The organism is Acinetobacter bereziniae LMG 1003 = CIP 70.12 (assembly GCF_000368925.1).
Taxonomy (GTDB): domain Bacteria; phylum Pseudomonadota; class Gammaproteobacteria; order Pseudomonadales; family Moraxellaceae; genus Acinetobacter; species Acinetobacter bereziniae.
This window is the reverse complement of sequence record NZ_KB849755.1, coordinates 1361398-1381146: the sequence shown is the minus strand read 5'-3', so window position 1 is coordinate 1381146 and position 19749 is coordinate 1361398. Positions and strand designations below refer to the sequence as shown.

18 protein-coding genes are annotated in these 19749 nt (G+C 41.2%); 15 read left to right on the top strand and 3 right to left on the bottom strand.

Features of this window, described 5'->3' with window-relative positions; all coding sequences use genetic code 11:
* Positions 1-9 precede the first annotated feature (9 nt).
* From nuoE to F938_RS08285, 13 genes are all read left to right on the top strand, one after another.
* Entirely contained in the window at positions 10-519 is a 510-nt protein-coding gene (gene nuoE, locus F938_RS08345; protein WP_004827939.1) for an NADH-quinone oxidoreductase subunit NuoE, read from the top strand.
* Positions 516-1847, top strand: a complete 1332-nt coding sequence (gene nuoF, locus F938_RS08340) for an NADH-quinone oxidoreductase subunit NuoF (RefSeq protein WP_004827942.1) — start codon at positions 516-518, stop codon at positions 1845-1847. The genes nuoE and nuoF overlap by 4 nt, the downstream gene beginning before the upstream one ends.
* Before the next feature lie 11 nt (positions 1848-1858).
* Positions 1859-4543: an NADH-quinone oxidoreductase subunit NuoG gene (gene nuoG / locus F938_RS08335; protein WP_005030884.1), complete on the top strand. Its 2685-nt coding sequence runs from the start codon at positions 1859-1861 to the stop codon at positions 4541-4543.
* A 2-nt stretch (positions 4544-4545) separates the two neighbouring features.
* Positions 4546-5559: an NADH-quinone oxidoreductase subunit NuoH gene (nuoH, locus tag F938_RS08330; protein ID WP_004827946.1), complete on the top strand. Its 1014-nt coding sequence runs from the start codon at positions 4546-4548 to the stop codon at positions 5557-5559.
* 18 nt (positions 5560-5577) lie between these two features.
* Positions 5578-6120, top strand: a complete 543-nt coding sequence (gene nuoI, locus F938_RS08325; protein WP_005030883.1) for an NADH-quinone oxidoreductase subunit NuoI — start codon at positions 5578-5580, stop codon at positions 6118-6120.
* The gene (nuoJ, locus tag F938_RS08320; RefSeq protein ID WP_171066809.1) at positions 6120-6638 is read left to right on the top strand and encodes an NADH-quinone oxidoreductase subunit J; all 519 of its coding nucleotides are present in this window, start codon (positions 6120-6122) and stop codon (positions 6636-6638) included. Before nuoI ends, nuoJ begins: the two co-directional genes overlap by 1 nt.
* Positions 6638-6946: an NADH-quinone oxidoreductase subunit NuoK gene (gene nuoK, locus F938_RS08315; protein ID WP_004827952.1), complete on the top strand. Its 309-nt coding sequence runs from the start codon at positions 6638-6640 to the stop codon at positions 6944-6946. Before nuoJ ends, nuoK begins: the two co-directional genes overlap by 1 nt.
* Positions 6943-8832, top strand: a complete 1890-nt coding sequence (gene nuoL / locus F938_RS08310; RefSeq protein WP_004827954.1) for an NADH-quinone oxidoreductase subunit L — start codon at positions 6943-6945, stop codon at positions 8830-8832. Before nuoK ends, nuoL begins: the two co-directional genes overlap by 4 nt.
* 7 nt (positions 8833-8839) lie before the next feature.
* The gene (gene nuoM / locus F938_RS08305; RefSeq protein WP_171066810.1) at positions 8840-10450 is read left to right on the top strand and encodes an NADH-quinone oxidoreductase subunit M; all 1611 of its coding nucleotides are present in this window, start codon (positions 8840-8842) and stop codon (positions 10448-10450) included.
* A 2-nt stretch (positions 10451-10452) separates the two neighbouring features.
* Positions 10453-12009, top strand: a complete 1557-nt coding sequence (nuoN, locus tag F938_RS08300; protein WP_005030881.1) for an NADH-quinone oxidoreductase subunit NuoN — start codon at positions 10453-10455, stop codon at positions 12007-12009.
* Positions 12010-12129: 120 nt separating this feature from the next.
* Positions 12130-12765 (top strand): uracil phosphoribosyltransferase, encoded by a 636-nt coding sequence (upp, locus tag F938_RS08295; protein ID WP_004827961.1) that lies wholly within the window; start codon positions 12130-12132, stop codon positions 12763-12765.
* Between the two features lie 64 nt (positions 12766-12829).
* A complete protein-coding gene (locus F938_RS08290) occupies positions 12830-13945 on the top strand; it encodes a hypothetical protein (RefSeq protein ID WP_005030880.1) in 1116 nt (371 codons plus the stop codon).
* Between the two features lie 56 nt (positions 13946-14001).
* Positions 14002-14739, top strand: a complete 738-nt coding sequence (locus F938_RS08285) for an excalibur calcium-binding domain-containing protein (RefSeq protein ID WP_005030879.1) — start codon at positions 14002-14004, stop codon at positions 14737-14739.
* Between the two features lie 45 nt (positions 14740-14784).
* Here F938_RS08285 and gigC read toward each other — a convergent pair whose 3' ends face one another.
* Positions 14785-15666: a LysR family transcriptional regulator GigC gene (gigC, locus tag F938_RS08280; protein ID WP_004827965.1), complete on the bottom strand. Its 882-nt coding sequence runs from the start codon at positions 15664-15666 to the stop codon at positions 14785-14787.
* Positions 15667-15748: 82 nt separating this feature from the next.
* Between gigC and F938_RS08275 the strand changes: the two genes are divergently transcribed.
* Entirely contained in the window at positions 15749-16510 is a 762-nt protein-coding gene (locus F938_RS08275; RefSeq protein WP_005030878.1) for a ferredoxin--NADP reductase, read from the top strand.
* 71 nt (positions 16511-16581) lie between these two features.
* On the opposite strand, the gene thiO is transcribed toward F938_RS08275, so the two are convergent.
* Both thiO and hemB read right to left on the bottom strand, forming a co-directional pair.
* Positions 16582-17709, bottom strand: a complete 1128-nt coding sequence (gene thiO / locus F938_RS08270) for a glycine oxidase ThiO (RefSeq protein WP_005030876.1) — start codon at positions 17707-17709, stop codon at positions 16582-16584.
* A 294-nt stretch (positions 17710-18003) separates the two neighbouring features.
* The gene (hemB, locus tag F938_RS08265; protein ID WP_004827970.1) at positions 18004-19017 is read right to left on the bottom strand and encodes a porphobilinogen synthase; all 1014 of its coding nucleotides are present in this window, start codon (positions 19015-19017) and stop codon (positions 18004-18006) included.
* Positions 19018-19116: 99 nt separating this feature from the next.
* On the opposite strand from hemB, the gene F938_RS08260 reads away from it, so the two are divergent.
* Positions 19117-19650, top strand: coding sequence for a thioesterase family protein (locus F938_RS08260; RefSeq protein ID WP_004827972.1), 534 nt, complete (start codon positions 19117-19119; stop codon positions 19648-19650).
* Positions 19651-19749: the final 99 nt, after the last annotated feature.

The following is a 19749-nucleotide window of genomic DNA, read 5'->3' as shown; positions in this document are numbered from 1 at the left end:
AAACGCATTATGATGATTTTGACTGATAAAAAGCCACGTGTGAATGTTGAAGGGATTCTGACCAGTGAAGAAATCCATGAAATTGAACATCACATAGGTCATTACCCATACCCACGCGCAGCGTCTTTGGATGCCTTAAAGTGTGTACAACGCCGTAACGGTTGGGTAGACGATGCGCAGTTACATGCAATTGCTCAATTATTGACAATTACAACTGCGGATTTGGAAGGTGTTGCAACATTCTATAACCGTATTTACCGTCAACCTGTGGGTCGCCACGTAATTTTATTATGTGATTCGATTGCATGTTTCTTGATGGGTGCGGAAACTTTAGCAGAAGCTTTCCAACGCGAACTGGGTATCCAATTTGGTCAAACGACAGCTGATGGTCGTTTTACTTTATTGCCGATCTGTTGTTTAGGGAACTGTGACAAAGGTCCAACCTTAATGATTGATGAAGATACTCACGGTTTGGTTGAAGTGACTTCTGTGAAACAGTTATTGGAGAAGTATGTATGAATACCGAACCAAGACCAATATATGGCGACGGAAACCCTGAAACTCACCCATTAACATGGCGTTTGAGTAAACAGGAATTTGTTCGTAGTGCTGATGACTATGAAGCTTTAGAAGGCTATGCGGGCTTTAAAAAAGCGCTGTCTATGCCACCTAAAGATGTTCTTGAAGTCATCAAAGCAGCGACTGTAAAAGGTCGTGGTGGTGCAGGTTTCCCAGCAGGGATTAAATGGTCATTGATGGCACCGAATGATGGTGGTCCTCGTTACCTGATCTGTAATGCCGATGAGATGGAACCGGGTACATTCAAAGACCGTTTGTTGATGGAAAAACTTCCACATCAATTGATCGAAGGAATGTTGATTGCAGGTTATACCCTTGAAGCTACGCAAGGCTATATCTTCATTCGTGGTGAGTACATTGAAGCTGCTCAATACTTAAATGAAGCTTTAGAGCAAGTTCGTGCTAAAGGTTATTTGGGTGACAACATCTTAGGTACAGGTTGGAACTTTGATCTCCATGTACATACAGGTGCGGGTCGTTATATCTGCGGTGAAGAAACTGCGTTGATTAACTCACTCGAAGGTCGCCGTGCCAATCCACGTACTAAACCTCCATTCCCGCAAGTTGCAGGCGCATGGGGTCGTCCTACGATTGTGAATAACGTTGAAACCTATAACAACTTGCCTGCAATTATGTTGCGTGGTCCTGAGTGGTATATCGGTTTGTCTGCGGGTAAATCTAAAGATCCAGGCACTAAAATCTATGGTGCATCAGGAAAAGTTACTTTCCCTGGGTTATGGGAATTACCATTCGGTACAACTGCACGTGAAGTGATTGAAGACTATGCTGGCGGTATGCGTGATGGTCTTAAGCTTAAAGCATGGTTGCCGGGTGGTGCATCAACGGATTTCTTGGCTGCTGAGCACATTGATCTTCCAATGGATTCAGAAAGCATTATGAAAGCAGGTTCTCGTCTAGGGACATGTTTGTTAATGGTGGTTGATGAAACCCAATGTATGGTTTCTGCGACCCGTAACTTAGAAGAATTCTTTGCACGTGAATCATGTGGTTTCTGTACACCATGCCGTGATGGTTTACCTTGGGCAGTGAAAGCACTTGTCGCTATTGAGAAGGGCGAAGGGAAGATGGAAGACATTCAACATCTTCAAGAACTGACTCGTAAGTTATGGATTGGTAAAACATTCTGTGCTCACGCACCAGGTGCGATGGAACCATTGATGGGTGCACTCAAATATTTCCGTAGCGAGTTTGAAGCTAAAGTGACAGATCGTCCTGTAGCCCAAGCCAGCCACGTAGAACAAGTTTAAGGAATTCGACTATGGCTACAATTCATGTCGATGGAAAATCGTACGAAGTCAATGGCTCGGAAAACCTGCTACAAGCATGTTTGAGTCTTGGCATCGACATCCCATATTTTTGTTGGCATCCAGCTTTAGGTTCTGTCGGTTCTTGCCGTCAATGTGCTGTTACTCAATATGCGAATCCAGAAGATACTCGTGGTCGCTTAGTAATGTCATGTATGACTCCTGCATCTGACAATACCTATATTTCGATTGAAGACAAAGAAGCAAAAGATTTCCGTGAGTCTATCGTGGAATTCTTAATGACCAACCATCCACACGACTGTCCAGTCTGTGAAGAAGGTGGTCATTGTCATCTTCAAGATATGACTGTGATGACACAACACGACCGTCGTCGCTATCGCTTTACTAAACGTACACACCATAACCAAGAGTTAGGTTCTTTCATTGCACATGAAATGAACCGTTGTATCGCATGTTATCGTTGTGTTCGTTACTATAACGATTATGCAGGTGGTACAGATTTTGGTGTTTATGCCAATGCATCACGTGTTTACTTTGGTCGTCCAGAATCAGGAACTTTAGAGTCTGAATTCTCTGGTAACTTGACTGAAGTTTGTCCAACAGGTGTGTTTACCGATAAAACACATTCGGCACGCTATAACCGTAAATGGGACATGCAGTATGCGCCAAGCGTATGCCAAGGCTGTTCTTCAGGTTGTAACATTTCACCGGGTGAACGTTATGGTGAATTACGTCGTGTAGAAAACCGTTTCAACGGTGAAGTTAACCAATACTTCTTGTGCGATAAAGGTCGTTTCGGTACAGGTTATGTGAACCGTGAAGATCGTCCACGTCAGCCACAGTTCCGTAATGGTGCAGATGTTGAAATCGTTTCTGTAGATACAGCACTTGATACAGTGATCGCAAATGTTCAGAGCAAAAAAGTCTTGGGTATTGGTTCACCACGTGCATCATTAGAATCAAACTACGCATTGCGTGAGTTGGTGGGTCAGCAAAACTACTCAACAGGGATGTCTCAAAAAGAGCAAAACTTGGTTGAGTTGGCTGCATCGATTATGCAGGCTGAGGGTGTTTATAACCCAGGTATGCGTGAGATTGAAAGCTATGATGCTGTCTTGATTCTCGGTGAAGATCTTACTCAAACAGCACCGCGTATGGCATTGTCAGTTCGCCAAGCTGCGAAAAACAAAGCCAAACAAATGGCAGCAGACCGCCGTACTCAAGATTGGTTGGCTGAACCAGTAAAACGTATTGGTCAGGATGAAAATTCTCCGATTTATATCTTGGCTGCGACACAAACACGTTTAGCTGATGTGGCTGCGGGTGAAGTTGTTGCTTCTCCAAACGACATTGCACGTTTAGGTTTTGCTGTTGCTGCTGCTGTAAAAGGTGAGGCAATTCTTGGTTTAGATGACGATGCGAAAGCATTTGCTCAAACTGTTGCGGATACATTAAAAGCTGCGAAAAAGCCATTAATCATCTCTGGAACAAGCTTACAAGATGCTGCCATCATGGAAGCTGCTGCACAGGTTGCGCAGAATCTAGGTGAAAATGCAGGTTTAACATTGACGGTTCCTGAAGTGAACTCAATGGGCTTGGCACTGTTCGGTGGTTTAAGCTTAGAGCAAGCATTTGCACAAGATTATGATTCAATCATTATTGTTGAAAATGATCTATTCCGTCGCTTACCAGCAACTCAAGTAGAAGCTGCATTAGCCAAAGCGCAAAGTGTGATTGTGCTTGATCACTCTGAAACTGAAACTGTAAATGCTGCAGATGTGGTTCTTTCTGCTGCAAGCTTCGCTGAAGGCGATGGTACGGTGGTCAGTCAAGAGGGACGTGCACAACGTTTCTACCAAGTTTATGATCCAAGTTACTACAAACCAGAGTATGCCATTAAAGAATCATGGCGCTGGTTGCATGCCATTGAAACAGGTGTGCAAGGTAAAGCGATTTCATGGACCTTGTTGGATGATGTGATTGAATCTGTTGTGAAAAATGTTCCAGCATTGGAAGCGATTCAAGATGTTGCGCCTGATGCAGGCTATCGTGTTCATGGTTTGAAAATTGCCCGTGAACCACGTCGTTACTCAGGTCGTACTGCAATCCGTGCACCGTTGAACGTACATGAGCCGAAACAACCTGTCGATGTCGATACCGCATTAACATTCTCAATGGAAGGTTATGTTGGACCACAAAATGCATCGTCATTGGTACCATTTGCATGGGCACCGGGTTGGAACTCTCCACAAGCTTGGAATAAATACCAAGACGAAGTAGGGGGGCACCTGAAAGGTGGTGATTCTGGTGTTCGTTTATTTGATCGTTTAGTGAAACGTCCTGCTCGTAGCTATGTTGCGCCAAGTGCAGTTGTAAACAATCCAGACAGTTTCCGTCTTGTTCCAATGCATCATATTTTTGCTTCTGGTGAATTTACAGTAAAAACACCAGCGATGGAGTCACGTATTCCAGAAGCTGCTTTTGCTGTAGGTGAACAAGATGCAGCACGTTTGAATGTTCAAGATGGTCAACAACTGATCGTCCAAGCTGGTGAAACGACAATCAGCCTTCCTGTGCATGTGATTGAGTATTTACCAACAGGTTATATCGGTTATCCAGTTGGACAAGCTCCAACCGTTTCACTTGCTGAACCTGTATCTGTAACGGTGGGAGTGTAATCATGAATGAATCTTTACGCGCCCTACCGACTTGGGCACAAGACTGGCCGATTGCTTATTCGGTCATTCAAGCGATTGTGATTTTGTTGGTTGTGGTTTTGCTTGCAGCATTGATGTCTTTTATTGAGCGTCGTTTGCTTGGTTTATGGCAAGACCGTTATGGTCCGAACCGTGTAGGTCCGGGCGGGATGTTCCAGATCGTTGCTGACATGCTTAAAATCATGTTTAAAGAAGACTGGACGCCTAAGTTCGTTGATAAACTGACTTTCCGTTTAGCACCAGCAGTTGCGATGGCAACTGCGGTACTGTCATTTATGGTCATTCCTGTTTCACCTTATTTAGGTGTTGCAGATATGAGCATTGGCTTATTGTTCTTTATGGCAATGGCAGGTATCGCTGTTTATGCTGTGTTATTTGGTGGTTGGGCTTCAAACAACAAATATGCATTGCTTGGTGGTCTACGTTCAGCAGCACAAACCATTTCTTATGAAGTCTTCTTAGGGATTTCATTGATGGGTGTGGTTGCGATTGCTGGTTCATTCAATTTGCGTGAAATCGTAGAAGCACAACGTGATGTATGGTTTGTGGTTCCACAATTCATTGGTTTCATGATCTTTGTGGTTGCTGGTGTTGCAGTAACACATCGTCACCCATTTGACCAACCAGAAGCTGAGCAAGAGTTGGCAGAGGGTTACCACGTTGAGTATGGTGGTATGAAATGGGGGATGTTCTTCGTTGCTGAATACGTCAACATCATCCTGATTTCAGCACTGATCGTGACTTTATTCTTCGGCGGTTGGTTAGCACCATTTAATTTAAATATTCCATTCATTCCAGATGCGTTCTGGTTCATTGCGAAAACAGCATTCTTTGTAATGATGTTTGTCTTGGCTCGTGGTTCTTTAATGCGTCCACGTTATGACCAAGTGATGAATTTTGGTTGGAAAGTGTGTTTACCACTTGCATTGGTCAACCTTTTGGTGACTGGTGCTGTGATTCTGATGAATCAAGCCTAGGACAGCAGGGAGTACAAAATGTATAAAATTCTAGCTGGCGTAGGATCAATTGTTCGTTCGTTGTGGATGGTGTTTAGCCATGTCACACGCAAACGCGATACGATTTTATATCCAGAAGTTCCAGCCGAGCAAATCGTACCTCCACGTTACCGTGGTCGTATCGTACTAACACGTGACCCAGACGGTGAAGAACGTTGTGTTGCGTGTAACTTATGTGCGGTTGCATGTCCTGTTGGCTGTATTTCATTACAGAAAGCTGAAAAAGAAGATGGACGTTGGTATCCAGAATTCTTCCGTATTAACTTCTCACGCTGCATTTTCTGCGGTATGTGTGAAGAAGCATGTCCAACAACTGCAATTCAGTTAACACCAGACTTTGAGCTTGGTGAATATGTACGTCAAGATCTTGTGTATGAGAAAGAAAACTTACTCATTTCAGGTCCAGGAAAATATCCTGACTACAATTTCTACCGTGTGACTGGTATGACGATTGATGGTAAAGAAAAAGGTCAAGCGCAGCGTGAAAGCGCGCCTGTAGATGTACGGAGCTTATTACCATGATGTGGCCATTTTATTTAATGGCTCTTGTGGCCATTGTTTCTACGGTTCGTGTTGTGACTAACGCGAATCCTGTACATGCTTTATTAAGTTTGATCGTTTCATTACTTGCAGTTGCAGGTATGTTCTTGACGATTGGTGCACCATTTGCAGCTGCACTTGAAGTGATTGTTTATGCCGGTGCGATCATGGTGTTGTTCGTATTCGTTGTGATGATGCTCAATCTTGGTCAGCATACAGTTGACCAAGAACGTAAATGGTTGACTTCAGATGCTTGGGCTTATCCAGCACTCATGAGCTTTTTAATGGGCTTATGTTTAGTTTGGGTATTGGGTTCAGATCATGTACAGCAGGGTGCTGTACTTGGAACTCAAGTCATTGGTCCTAAAGTTGTTGGTCAAGCACTCTTTACCCACTATTTATTATTGGTTGAAGTTGCCGCGATGTTATTGCTTGCAGCCTTGGTTGCAGCATTCCACTTAGGCAAACGTGAACCAAGTGCAGAAGAGGATAAACAGTAATGGGCAACATTCCTTTAGAACATGGTTTGATCGTTGCATCTATTCTTTTTGCACTGGGTTTTTACGGTGTAATGGTGCGACGCAATTTATTATTTATGTTGATGAGCCTTGAGATCATGATGAATGCAGCCGCATTGGCATTCGTTGTGGCAGGAAGTGCATGGGCACAACCTGATGGTCAAATTATGTTTATTTTGATCCTTACTCTTGCTGCGGCAGAGGCGTGTATCGGTCTTGCGATCGTCCTTCAGTTCTACCATCGCTTCCATCATCTGGATGTAGATGCTGCTAGTGAGATGCGCGGATGAGCTATTTATATTTAACAATTTTATTTCCGCTCATTGGTTTTGTCCTTTTAGCGGCAGGGCGTAATAAACTTCCTGAAAATGTAGCAGCCATTATTGGTGCAGGTTCTGTTGGTCTTTCAGCATTATTTGCATTGCTTGCAGGCATGGACTTTGTAAAACAGGGTTCAGTTGCTCAAGCACAGCATTTGTGGACTTGGTTTAATGTGGGTGGTTTTGCGCCAGGCGTAAGTTTGCATCTTGATGGCTTATCATTATTGATGATGGGCATGATCACTGGTGTGGGTTTCTTGATCCATATCTTTGCAACTTGGTATATGCGTGGTGAAGAAGACTTTGCTCGTTTCTTCTCATATTTCAACTTATTCGTTGCCAGCATGTTGGTGTTGGTTTTGGGTGACAACTTAGCGTTGTTATTCTTAGGTTGGGAAGGCGTAGGTCTGTGTTCTTACCTGTTGATTGGTTATTACTATCAAAATCCTGCAAACGGTTTTGCTGCAATCAAAGCATTTACAGTGACTCGTGTGGGTGATGTATTCTTACTGATCGCATTGTTCTTGCTTTACCAACAATTTGGTACTTTGCATATTGGAACGATCGTTGCCAATGCTTCACAAGTTTTAGCCCTTGATCACAACCTTGCACTTTGGACATCGTTGATGTTGTTCTTGGGTGCTGCGGGTAAATCTGCACAAATCCCATTACAAACGTGGTTGGCAGATGCAATGGCTGGTCCTACACCAGTATCTGCATTGATCCATGCTGCAACAATGGTTACAGCAGGTGTTTACTTGTGCTGCCGTATGTTCTCTGTGTTTGAAATGACACCAGAAGTAATGCAGTTCATTTCGATTACTGGTGCAGTGACATTGCTCGTTGCAGGTTTTGCTGCCTTGGTGCAAACGGACATCAAACGTATTTTGGCTTACTCTACAATGAGTCAGTTAGGTTATATGTTTATGGCTGTAGGTGCTGAAGCATACCAAGCTGGTCTGTTCCATATGCTTTCACACGCATTCTTTAAGGCATTATTATTCTTGTCTTCAGGTGCAGTGATTCTGGCTTACCATCACGAGCAAAACATCTTCAAGATGGGTGGCTTGTTCTACAAAAACAAATTCTTATTCGCTTGTTTTGCAATAGGTGGTGGTGCACTTGCTGCAATTCCATTTATTACGATCGGCTTCTTCTCTAAGGATGCAATCTTGGGTGCTGTTTGGGCGCAAGGTCAATCTGTAGCACTGTATGGCTCATTATATTGGGTTGGTGTTGCTGGTGCATTCCTGACTTCGATTTATACTTTCCGTTTAATCTGGGTGGTATTCTTCGGTGAAGAAAAAACACATTATCACGAAATCAAAGGTGCGACATATTGGGCGCCTTTAGGTATCTTGGCTGTTCTTTCAACTGGTTTGGCTTATTTCTTAAAAGCGCCAGTGATGAATGTTTTAAATGCTGCTCATATTCCTGCATTTGAAGTATCAAAAGCAGTTGAAGAAGGTATGCATGGTGCAGAACACCTTGCTGTAGGTATCGCATTGGCTGGTTTAGCAGTAGGTGTTGTATTATTTGCATTTGCTTATAAAGCGGTTAAAGGCTTTGCAGCAACTTCATTTGGTGCTGGGCTTGCGAATATTTGCCGTAATGCATTTGGTTTCGATTCTTTATATAACCTTGTATTCGTTCAACCTTATTTGCTTATTGCGAAAATCTTAGGTCGTGATCCAATTGATGGCTTATGGCTTGTCTTACCTGCAATCGTAAAAGGTGGTAATAAATTTACAAGTACCCGTCAAACAGGTTCATTACGTGAATATGCATCAAGTATGTCACTCGGTGTAGTGGTATTGCTGATGATCTTGATCGTGATTCAGGTAGTGGGGAAATAAGATGGAAATCACAAACAATTGGATTTTACCCGCACTGATTCTTGTACCTTTTATTGCAGGTTTCGCGTGTTGGTTAGTCGATAAACTTGATAAACATTTGCCTCGTTATATCGCATTAGTGGGAATGCTCATTACTTTGGGCTTAACCGTTATTTTGTGGAAACAAGGTGGATTTGATTATGCTTTAGGCGGTCAAGCGCCGACTTGGGCAGCTGAGTTCTATGTCCCTTGGATTAAAACACTGGGTATTAACATTCACTTAGCGGTCGATGGTCTTTCGCTTCTTATGGTCGGTTTAACAGCATTACTAGGTGTACTTGCTGTTGGCTGTTCATGGGGCGAAATTCAAAAGAATGTTGGTTTCTTCCACTTAAACCTTTTATGGTCATTGGGTGGGGTAATCGGGGTTTTCCTTGCAATTGATATGTTCTTATTCTTCTTCTTCTGGGAGATGATGCTGGTTCCTATCTACTTCTTGATCGCACTTTGGGGTCATAAAGGTGCAGATGGTAAATCACGTGTTTACGCAGCAACCAAGTTCTTTATTTATACCCAAGTCGCGGGTCTCATCATGCTTGTTGGTATATTGGGGCTAGTGATCATTGGTTATAACACGGATGGTCGAATCGGGTTTGGCTATACGCACTTGATGAGTGTTGCAAATGCATTAGACGCTAATCCTAGTACAGCTGGTTATGCTTATGCATTGATGATCTGTTTGTTTATTGGTTTTGCCGTAAAACTTCCAGTCTTCCCATTGCATGGCTGGTTACCGGATGCCCATGCGCAAGCGCCAACCGCAGGTTCTGTAGACTTAGCTGGTATTTTGATTAAAACTGCTGCATACGGTTTACTTCGTTTTGTAATGCCTTTCTTCCCAGCAGCATCTGCACAGTTTGCTGATATTGCAATTATTTTCGGTTTGATTGGTATTTTCTACGGTGCTTGGTGTGCTTTCCAGCAAACGGATATGAAACGTTTGTTGGCGTATACTTCTATTTCACACATGGGCTTCGTATTACTTGCACTTTATGCAGGTAATATCCTGACATTCCAAGGCTTAATGATCATGATGTTGGCACATGGCTTGTCATCTGCTGCATTATTCATTATGTGTGGTCAGGTCTATGAGCGCTTACATACACGTGATTTACGTTTGATGGGTGGTATTCGTGGTCAATTCCAGTATCTACCATTCTTCTTAATGTTCTTTGTATCAGCACTTGTGGGTATCCCAGGTCTAGGTAACTTTATCGGTGAATTCCTGATCCTTATGGGTTCATTTGCCAAGTTCCCAACATTTACAATTATTGCTGCGATTAGCTTAGTCTTTGCTGGTCTTTATGGTCTAATTCTGATTCATAAAGCATTATTTGGTACACCGAATGAAGCACAGAAGCCACATTATGAAAGCCCGTTAAAAGACTTAAATACACGTGAAACTGTGATTTTATTGGTCTGCGCACTTGGCTTACTTTGGTTAGGTGTACATCCACAAACATTCCTTGATATTTCAAACTCAAGTATGGCGTGGTTAGCAAATAGCTATATTCCAGTTCAAGAAATTGTCGATACAGCTCAACAAGTTGTATCTCAACAAAATGTGGAGATCCAATAGTCATGAACTTCACTATGTCATTTTCGGATCTCATGCCTTTAGCACCAGTTTTTATTGTTGCATTGACAGCGATAGTGGTGATGATTCTGATTGCGATTAAACGTAATCACAATCTGATTGCAACTGTTTCGGTGATTGGTTTAAACCTTGCTTTGGCAAATATATTACTTACTTTGTTTGGTAAGGCATTTGTCCCAGGACCGGTCATGAACATGTTTATGGTTGATCCATTTACATTGTTCTACCAAGTGATGATTTTAATTGCCGCATTGGCTTGCTGCACATTGTCACATGCATATATTGAAACTTATAAAGACAACCGTGAAGAATTGTACCTGCTTATGCTGATTTCAGTTTCAGGTGCAATGTTGATGGTTGCAAGTTCTCATTTTGCATCGTTCTTTATCAGCCTTGAATTGATGTCTATTCCTATATATGGCTTATTGGCATATACCTATCAACGTGGAAAATCGCTCGAAGCAGGTGTGAAGTATCTTGTACTTTCTGCGACAGCTTCTGCCATGTTGTTGATGGGAATGGCTTATGTCTATTCAGCAGTCGGTTCTCTGTCTTTTGCAGGTCAAATTGATGATTTGTTCTGGAAATTGAGTAAAACTCAAAATCCAGAACTGATCATGGCAATCCAATCGGCACTTGGGCAATATCACCAACTGATCGAAACACCAATGGTCATTATTGGTTTGGGGCTGATTATTGCAGCTGTGGCATTTAAACTTTCTCTTGCGCCATTCCATAAATGGACACCAGATGTTTATCAAGGTGCACCTGCACCGATTGCGACGTTCCTTGCAACAGTTTCAAAAATTGCAATGATCGGATTGTTGGTCCGTTATTTATTATCTTCAGGCGTGATTGGCATTGAATCAATTCAGACGGTTATCGTCGTTATTGCAGTTCTTTCAATCCTTGCAGGTAACTTACTTGCAGTGCGTCAAGTCAACTTGAAGCGTATTTTAGCGTATTCATCAATCGCTCATTTTGGTTATCTGCTTCTTGGTTTAGTGAGTGCTTCATTCCTTAGCCTGACATCTGTTGGTGTATATGTATTTACTTATGTCATCACAACCATCGGTGCTTTCGGTGTGGTTGCCTTGATGTCTAGTCCATACAATAATGTTGATGAAGCTGAGTCACTTGCGGATTATCGTGGTTTGTTCTGGCGTCGCCCTGTGCTTACTGCAACTTTAACAGTCATGATGTTATCTCTAGCAGGGATTCCATTGACTGCTGGTTTCATTGGTAAGTTCATGTTAGTGATGACCACTGTGTCTCAACAACACTGGTTCTATGCGGCAATGATCATCATTGGTAGTGGTATTGGTTTGTACTATTACTTACGTGTCATGATCGTTTTGTATATGACACCACCGGATACACCACGTATTGATGCTGATAAGCATTGGGGGCAAAAAGCAGGCGGTATCATGGTTCTTCTTGCTGCCTTATTGGTACTGGTATTTGGTGTTTACCCAGATCCGATTATCGCTTTGGCACATGGTGCTCAAATCGTTGCGCCTTTGCATATCATTTTGCAATAATCTGATGAAAGTAAGTTATTAACAAAAAAAGCCCTCATTTGTTGAGGGCTTTTCTTATCTCTTATATAAAAAACAATTATAATAGCGGAAATTTACTTTTATCCTTTTAGGTAATCTCCTGTGTCAATTCAAGAAATCCGTCATCCGCTTATCCGTCATAAACTTGGTCTATTACGCCGTGCTGATATAAGTACCAAGAACTTTCGTGAGCTTGCTCAAGAAGTGACTATGCTTTTGACTTATGAAGCGACTAAAGATTTACCAGTATGTGATCACGAGATTGATGGCTGGAATGGGAAGGTAAGTGTAGATCGTATTGCAGGTAAAAAAATTACGGTTGTGCCGATTTTACGTGCGGGTATTGGCATGCTCGATGGCTTCTTGAACCTCATTCCAAGTGCTAAAGTTTCAGTATTAGGGCTAGAGCGTGATGAAGAAACTTTGGAAGCACGTACCTATTATAAAAAATTAGTTCCAGATGTTCAGAATCGTTTAGCCATGATTATTGATCCAATGCTGGCAACAGGTTCGTCTTTAGTTGCTGCAATTGATGTATTAAAAGCCAGTGGTTGTAAAGATATCCGTGTAATGGTGCTTGTTGCTGCACCAGAAGGGATTAAACGTGTTGAAGCTGCACATCCTGATGTAACGATTTTTACTGCCTCTATTGATCAAGGCTTAAACGAAAATGGCTACATCGTACCGGGCTTAGGTGATGCAGGTGATAAAATTTTTGGTAGTGTGCAAAAAGATTAAAATTTAGTATGATCAAAGGAGGCGATAGGGGCCTCCTTTTTTTATTCTAATAAATGAGAAAAAAATGTTTCGTAAGGGGATAGTCATTTTTTATGATGAAAAATCTGCTAAGGGCTTAATAGAATTAAAAAACGATCATCAACAAGTTGTTTTTAAATTAGAAGATTTTTCAAACCAAACTGTTCTCCCACAACTTGGAGAGCGGATTAAGTGTGTTGTGCTGGAACAAAATGGAGAAGTTTTAGCTAAATTTATCGTACGTCTAGATCATAAAAACTATGTCACTGACCCAAACCGATCTTTACCCATTCAGCATTTATATGAAGAAAATGTCTATGAGAATGTAAGAAAAGCACGAAAGGCACATAAGAAAAGAAGAGTGATTGAGGATGAGCAATTACCAGACAATGTTCAATCATTGACAAGACCTGCGTTGCAAGCCCAAACGATGCAAATGAGTGAAGACATAAAACTGGATGTTGTTGTACAAGACATATGTAGTCCAGAAAATAAGACTCAAGAACAGCCCAGTCAAGACAAACAACTACAAGATTACGCGCCAACACTATCGTATCAAGTCGAAGACAAATCATTATTGACAGATCCAAACCTTGCTAATGCAGGCAAAGATACAGCAGAAGCAATTTCTGCAATAGCACTATTCGATACTGTTCAAATCTCGAAAACTGAACCATCTTTAGCCCGAATTCAAATGGACAATCGTGCTGCTCAAAAAAATATAAGCCTGCAATGCGAAAGTGAGAGTGAGGAAAGAGCGATTGTCCATGAAAAGCAACAGCACTTGGGAGATAGCAAGCATGAAGCTGTTGTTGATCTTCAGACGCAAACTGTAGTTTTAACGCATCCAGTTGAACATAGAATTCTTGAAAAAAATATGCATTTGAATGTGTTACAGCAATTTTTTCAAAATATTAAAATTCAATTCTTTTATTCTAAACGTAAGCAGCCGAAGAAGAAAACAGCTTCTGAACCAGCTATACGGTTGAATCCTTGGATAGTCATTATTGGCATTATTTTATTTATCGGTGTAAATTGTGTTATGTATGCCATGGATCGTTATAAGCAGTACAAAATTGAAAGTGTAATGAAGTTACAACAATATCAACAGCAACAAAAAGATGCAATCAAACAGCAGAAACGCGAGGCATACTCGCGCTAAGTCTCTGAAATGAGTAAAATATATTGTGATTCATAAGTATTTATAAGAGAAATGCTATGTTTTATTTGGGGCAAATCATTGAGTATCACGATGATAAAGGATATGGGCTTTTATTAGATCACCACTCTGCACAAACCGTGGCGTTTTATATTGCCGATTTTCCAAAAGAAGGGGGACAGCCTAAAAAGGGTGAAACCATCAAATACGTTGTGATCAATGATAAAGGTACGTTTAAAGCACATCAAATGATCCGTTTAGATGTGGCGATGAGCAATGATCTTAAAAGTAAAAAGGTGGATATCGATAAACAAAGAAATATTTTAAGGGCAAGTCAAACGGATAGTCGTAAATTCGGTTTTATTTCTTTTGTAATTTTGGTGATGGTTTTTGGATTGGTTTATTTTAGTTTTGCGGCTTGGACCCAATATCAAAGTTATCAAAAAGATCAACTGGCAAAATTTGAATTGTTTGAACAACAACAGAAACAAATTGTAGCGCAACAGCGAAAAGAAGTAGGTTATGTAAAACCTGTAAAATTTAGTGAAAAATCTGAAAATGCTTTAAATGGAAAAAATGAGGTATTGCGTGTACAAAATGCGCCTGCTGTAGCCATGACTGCAAATACTCCTGCAGTGGCTTCCACAAATACATCACCATATCGTTGTGATGGAAGAACCCATTGCAGTCAGATGAATTCCTACGAAGAAGCATTGTTTTTTATTCGGAATTGTCCAAATACTCAAATGGACGGTGATCATGATGGTCAACCATGTGAACGCCAATTTAGGCATTAACCCATTCAAAAAGCAAAAAGAAAAGCTCCAAGTGGAGCTTTAAATTTATTTACTTTCACAAAACTTCATGAAGGCTCTTAAGCCAGGACCTTGGTATTTCTGACGGTGTACTAACATAAACAATGGACGAGCCAGTTGCCAGAAAGGAGTATTTAGAATCACCAATTGTCCCTTATCCAGTAAGGGTTGAATAGCCAATTTAGAGATACACGACATACCTAAGCCACCAGCGACTATTTTTAAGATGGCTTCGTTATGACCCAATGTTAAGCGGATATTGGCATCTTGAAGGTCTTTAAGAATCGCATTATCAAATACTTCACGTGTTCCAGAGCCTTCCTCACGTAAAATCCATTCTACATGTTGGAAATCAGATTGTCTGAGTTCACGATGTAAGTTGGCAAGAGGGTGACTAGGTGAACAGCACACGGCAAGCTCATCATCACGCCAATGTATACATTGCAATTGAGGTAAGAAACAAGAGCCTTCGATTAAAGCCAAATCAAGTTGAAACTGATTAACTGCTTCGATCATCTGGCGTGTATTACCGACTTGAAGCTGTAAATGAGCTTGGGGTTGAATTTGTAGGAAATCCGCCATTAAATCAGGCATTAAGTAATCACTAATGGTCAGTGTGGCACCAATACGTAAGTCAATACTTTGCAATTCACCTTTGGCGGCTTGTTCAAAAGCTTCACAGCGACCTAAGATTTCTAAAGCTTGTGGCAATAGAAATCGTCCTAAATCATTTAATTGTAGTCGTTTCCCTAAACGGTCAAACAGAGGAGCACCCAAACCATCCTCTAAGTCTGCCAAAGCCATACTTGCTGCACTTTGAGTTAACCGAACTGCATCACTTGCTTTGGTTACGGTACCTTCCTGAGCGACAGCAACAAACACAGCCAGTTGGCGTAAAGTCATTCGCATAAGTAGAGCCTTAACATTTTAATATTCATACATTATATAGGCATGCTACCATGAGCACTATGTTTCATGCCACGAAGAAATTATGTCAATTGAAAAATTTAGCATAGAAAAGGTCTTATCTGTTCATCGTTGGACGAATACGCTTTTTAGTTTCACCATGACTCGACCTGCTCATTTTAAATTCACCGCAGGGCAATTCGCTCGAATCGGTTTAAAAGTCGGTGATGATTTGGTGGTAAGGGCATATTCCGTGGTTTCCTCGCCTTTTGATGAAACACTGGAATTTTTTTCAATTGTTGTCCCCGATGGTGCATTCACATCAAATTTACAACATCTTAAAGTGGGTGATGAACTGTATTTGGAAAAGATTCCATACGGATTCTTAACTTTGGCACGTTATCAATTACCACTTCCGCAAGACTTGTGGTTACTGGCAACAGGTACGGGATTGGCGCCATTTATTTCGATGTTACAAGACTTTGAAACATGGTCAAAATACAAAAAAATCAATTTGGTATATAGCGTAAGAACCGCATCTGAATTGGCCTATGTGGATCGTATCCAAGAGATCGCAGAGCAATTTGGTGAAGGGCATACAGGGTTTAAATTTATTCCTATTATTACACGAGACCCACACGCAGCCTTGCATGATCGCTTACCGATATTGATTGAAAATGGTGAGTTGGAAAAAGCTGCTGATTTACACTTTAATGTCGAAACCACACATGTCATGTTGTGCGGTAATCCACAGATGGTCGATGATACCAAAGCGGCGCTTAAAGCCCGTGGTTTAACCATGAACCGCCGTGGTGAAGGCAATATTGCTGTTGAAAATTATTGGTAAATGATCTCTTCAGATGAGAGAAAGATATCACGGATCTTTCTCTTCACAATCAGAAAATATTTTCTGCAAAATTAAGAGACGACTCTTGATACAATATTTTGCTTCAACCGTTCGGTTGAATAGGCGTTGGCATCTACAAACGTTTCCTGTTTTAAAATCAATTGTCTAAGCAGTTGAGCTGAGGCTGGTCCCATACATAAGCCATTACGATAATGTCCAAAGTTCGCCCATAAATTATTGAGCTCTGGCATTTTTCCAATATAAGGAATGCCTGTTGGCGAGCTTGGGCGCAAGCCAGCCCATTGCTTCACAATTGGAAAATTGACCAATTCAGGCACCATTTCAATACACGCTTTATAAATGCTTTGTTGTACAGAGATACTAGGGCGATGATCAAAGCCAATATGATTCATACTCGAACCGCATACGATATGTCCATCTGTACGTGGAATCAGATACATGACATTGTTCATGCACATGGTTGGAAGCCAGTTTTCAGGAGTTTTAAACAACATCATCTGACCTTGAACAGGATTAACAGGAATCGTTAACTGCAACTGTTCACTCCAACAATTAGACCAAGCACCTGTTGCAATCACAAAATGATCAGCTGAAAAGTTTTGCCCATTTGCAGTTTGAACAGATTGAATCTGTTGATTTTGAATATTAAATTTCTCAATCCATGTGTTTTCACGGATATCAACCAAAGGATGTTGTTTTAGATAGCTGATCAGTGATTTGAGTAGTCGAGGGTTGCGTACATTGGCTAACTGTGGAAAGTAGATCGCATGTTGAAATTGTTCAGAAATTTGTGGATTAACTTGTTTAAGTTTTTCTCTGGATAAATATTCACAATGTTGCATGGGTTCTTGGTATTGGTCTTTATAATTGAGTCCAATCTCAAAATCTGCTTCGTCGAAGATCAACATGCCAGTTTCATGAATTTCAAAGTCTATACCTGTTTTAGGGAATAGTTTTCGATTCCAATCTTGGTAAAGTTGCTTGCCATATTGAGCCAAATGGTTGACTTCTTGTGGATAGCGCCAAGGGTACATCGGAGACAGAATACCACCGCCTGCCCAAGAAGCGGCTTGTCCAGCATGTTGTTGATCGAATAGGGTGACTTTACAGCCTTGTTCAATAAGTTCAAGTGCACTGAGTAAGCCACTTACTCCAGCACCGATAATGGCAATATGCATGGTGTATTCTGTAAAAGTAAATAAATTTGAATGAACGAGAGTTCAACCTATATTTCTGTACGATGGCATCATCGTAAAATGATTTTGATCACTCGATTAACTTTTGGTTTGATCTACTGTGTTAACAACAGTAGATCAAACCAATTCAAAGCGCATTGCGCTTCATTGTTAAACATTTTTTTGCGACCCATACGTGAGTCCATCCATCGCAAAAAAATTTACATTTAAAATGTAGTCCTATTGAAGACAATAGGGGATGACATCCATAGGTATCATCTATAGCAGCGTGAGAATTTACTTCATCTGTTTTAATTGACGTGCTGCATCTTCCGCATAATAGGTCCAGATACCATCTGCACCAGCACGACGGAAGCACATCAACGACTCCATAATCACACTCTCAGATAACCAACCATTTTGAATCGCAGCAGCAAGCATGGCATATTCACCACTGACTTGATAAACGAAGGTTGGCACACCGAACGTATCTTTGACTTCACGGACTACATCCAAATATGGCATACCAGGTTTAACGATCACCATATCAGCACCTTCTTGAATATCGAGCGCAATTTCATGCAATGCTTCTGCACGATTGCCGACATCCATTTGGTAATTGTATTTATTACCACCTTTGAGGTTGGATGATGAACCTACTGCATCACGAAATGGACCATAGAAACTTGAAGCATACTTTGCAGAATACGCCATGATATTGGTATAGATAAAATTATTACTTTCTAAAGCTTGGCGGATAGCTCCAATCCGTCCATCCATCATGTCGCTTGGTGCAATGACATCAGCACCTGCCTCAGCATGACTTAAAGCTTGTTTAATGAGACATTGCACAGTTTCATCATTCAACACATAACCAGTATCATCAATAATGCCATCCTGACCATGCGTGGTATATGGATCTAATGCACCATCAGTAATCAGTACCATTTCCGGAAGTTCTTTTTTCAAAAGACGTAAAGTATTTTGAACTAATCCGTCTTCATGCCATGCCGCTTCAGCTGTTAAACTTTTGTCTTCTTGTGGTGTAACTGGAAATAGGGCAAGTTTTGATACGCCAAGTTCTAATAGTGTTTCAGCTTTTTTTAGCAATAAATCTGCCGATAAGCGCTGAACATTTGGCATACTGGGTACATCTTGGGACTGGTTTTGCCCTGGAAGTACAAATACTGGGTAAATGAGATGGTCTGCCGTAAGTTGTGTTTCTCTCACCATCGCTCGAAGTTTGTCGTTTTTACGGATACGGCGCATACGAGTGGCTGGGAAAGCAGGACGATTGAACGTATAAGTCATAACAATCTCGATGTTCAGTATTAAACTAGGCACATATTGTAGCCCTTTCATATTTTTTTTGGGAAAAAGCTGAAGTTTTTTCTCATTATTGGTTTCGAAATGATGATGAGTGATTCTCCTAAAACTGATTCTGCGCAGAGCGAATCACAAAAGAAGTGGACTGGTAACTTACATTTAGGTGCAAAAGCAGATCTAAATGTCGTCCTTAACCAGTTGACCAAAGCGTTTAATGGTTCACCTTATTTTTCGCATAACAACATGCAAATGCGTGTGGTAAATGATGAAATTGAAGGGTATATCGAAATGAAGCCTTATCTGATTGGCAATGTTGCATTTCAAATCCTGCATGGCGGTGTTGCTGCGACACTGTTAGACAGTATTGGCGGGATTGTTGCAATGGGTGAGTTGTATAAACGAGCCGAACCAGACCAGCTTCCAGATACGCTCAAAAAAGTTTCTCGACTTGCAACTGTGGATATGCGTGTCGATTATCTCGCGCCTGGTCGTGGTGAATATTTTATCGCAAAAGCTGAAACCTTAAGAATGGGACGTAAGGGTTGTACGATGCGTATGACCATGGTCAACAATGAAGGTAAGGCGATCGCAACTGCAATCGCATCGTATGCCTATTGATCACGCTGACAAAGTGTACTAGGCAGTACACTTTTGTATTGTTTATGTCAATATAAGCCATCGGAAAGCATATTTTGATGGCTTATTTGGTTTTAAAAA

Coding starts and splice junctions, on each gene's coding strand:
- nuoE (WP_004827939.1), top strand. CDS start 10: ATGATGATTTTGACTGATAAAAAGCCACGTGTGAATGTTGAAGGGATT.
- nuoF (WP_004827942.1), top strand. CDS start 516: ATGAATACCGAACCAAGACCAATATATGGCGACGGAAACCCTGAAACT.
- nuoG (WP_005030884.1), top strand. CDS start 1,859: ATGGCTACAATTCATGTCGATGGAAAATCGTACGAAGTCAATGGCTCG.
- nuoH (WP_004827946.1), top strand. CDS start 4,546: ATGAATGAATCTTTACGCGCCCTACCGACTTGGGCACAAGACTGGCCG.
- nuoI (WP_005030883.1), top strand. CDS start 5,578: ATGTATAAAATTCTAGCTGGCGTAGGATCAATTGTTCGTTCGTTGTGG.
- nuoJ (WP_171066809.1), top strand. CDS start 6,120: ATGTGGCCATTTTATTTAATGGCTCTTGTGGCCATTGTTTCTACGGTT.
- nuoK (WP_004827952.1), top strand. CDS start 6,638: ATGGGCAACATTCCTTTAGAACATGGTTTGATCGTTGCATCTATTCTT.
- nuoL (WP_004827954.1), top strand. CDS start 6,943: ATGAGCTATTTATATTTAACAATTTTATTTCCGCTCATTGGTTTTGTC.
- nuoN (WP_005030881.1), top strand. CDS start 10,453: ATGAACTTCACTATGTCATTTTCGGATCTCATGCCTTTAGCACCAGTT.
- F938_RS08290 (WP_005030880.1), top strand. CDS start 12,830: ATGTTTCGTAAGGGGATAGTCATTTTTTATGATGAAAAATCTGCTAAG.
- F938_RS08285 (WP_005030879.1), top strand. CDS start 14,002: ATGTTTTATTTGGGGCAAATCATTGAGTATCACGATGATAAAGGATAT.
- gigC (WP_004827965.1), bottom strand. CDS start 15,666: ATGCGAATGACTTTACGCCAACTGGCTGTGTTTGTTGCTGTCGCTCAG.
- F938_RS08275 (WP_005030878.1), top strand. CDS start 15,749: ATGTCAATTGAAAAATTTAGCATAGAAAAGGTCTTATCTGTTCATCGT.
- thiO (WP_005030876.1), bottom strand. CDS start 17,709: ATGCATATTGCCATTATCGGTGCTGGAGTAAGTGGCTTACTCAGTGCA.
- hemB (WP_004827970.1), bottom strand. CDS start 19,017: ATGACTTATACGTTCAATCGTCCTGCTTTCCCAGCCACTCGTATGCGC.
- F938_RS08260 (WP_004827972.1), top strand. CDS start 19,117: ATGATGATGAGTGATTCTCCTAAAACTGATTCTGCGCAGAGCGAATCA.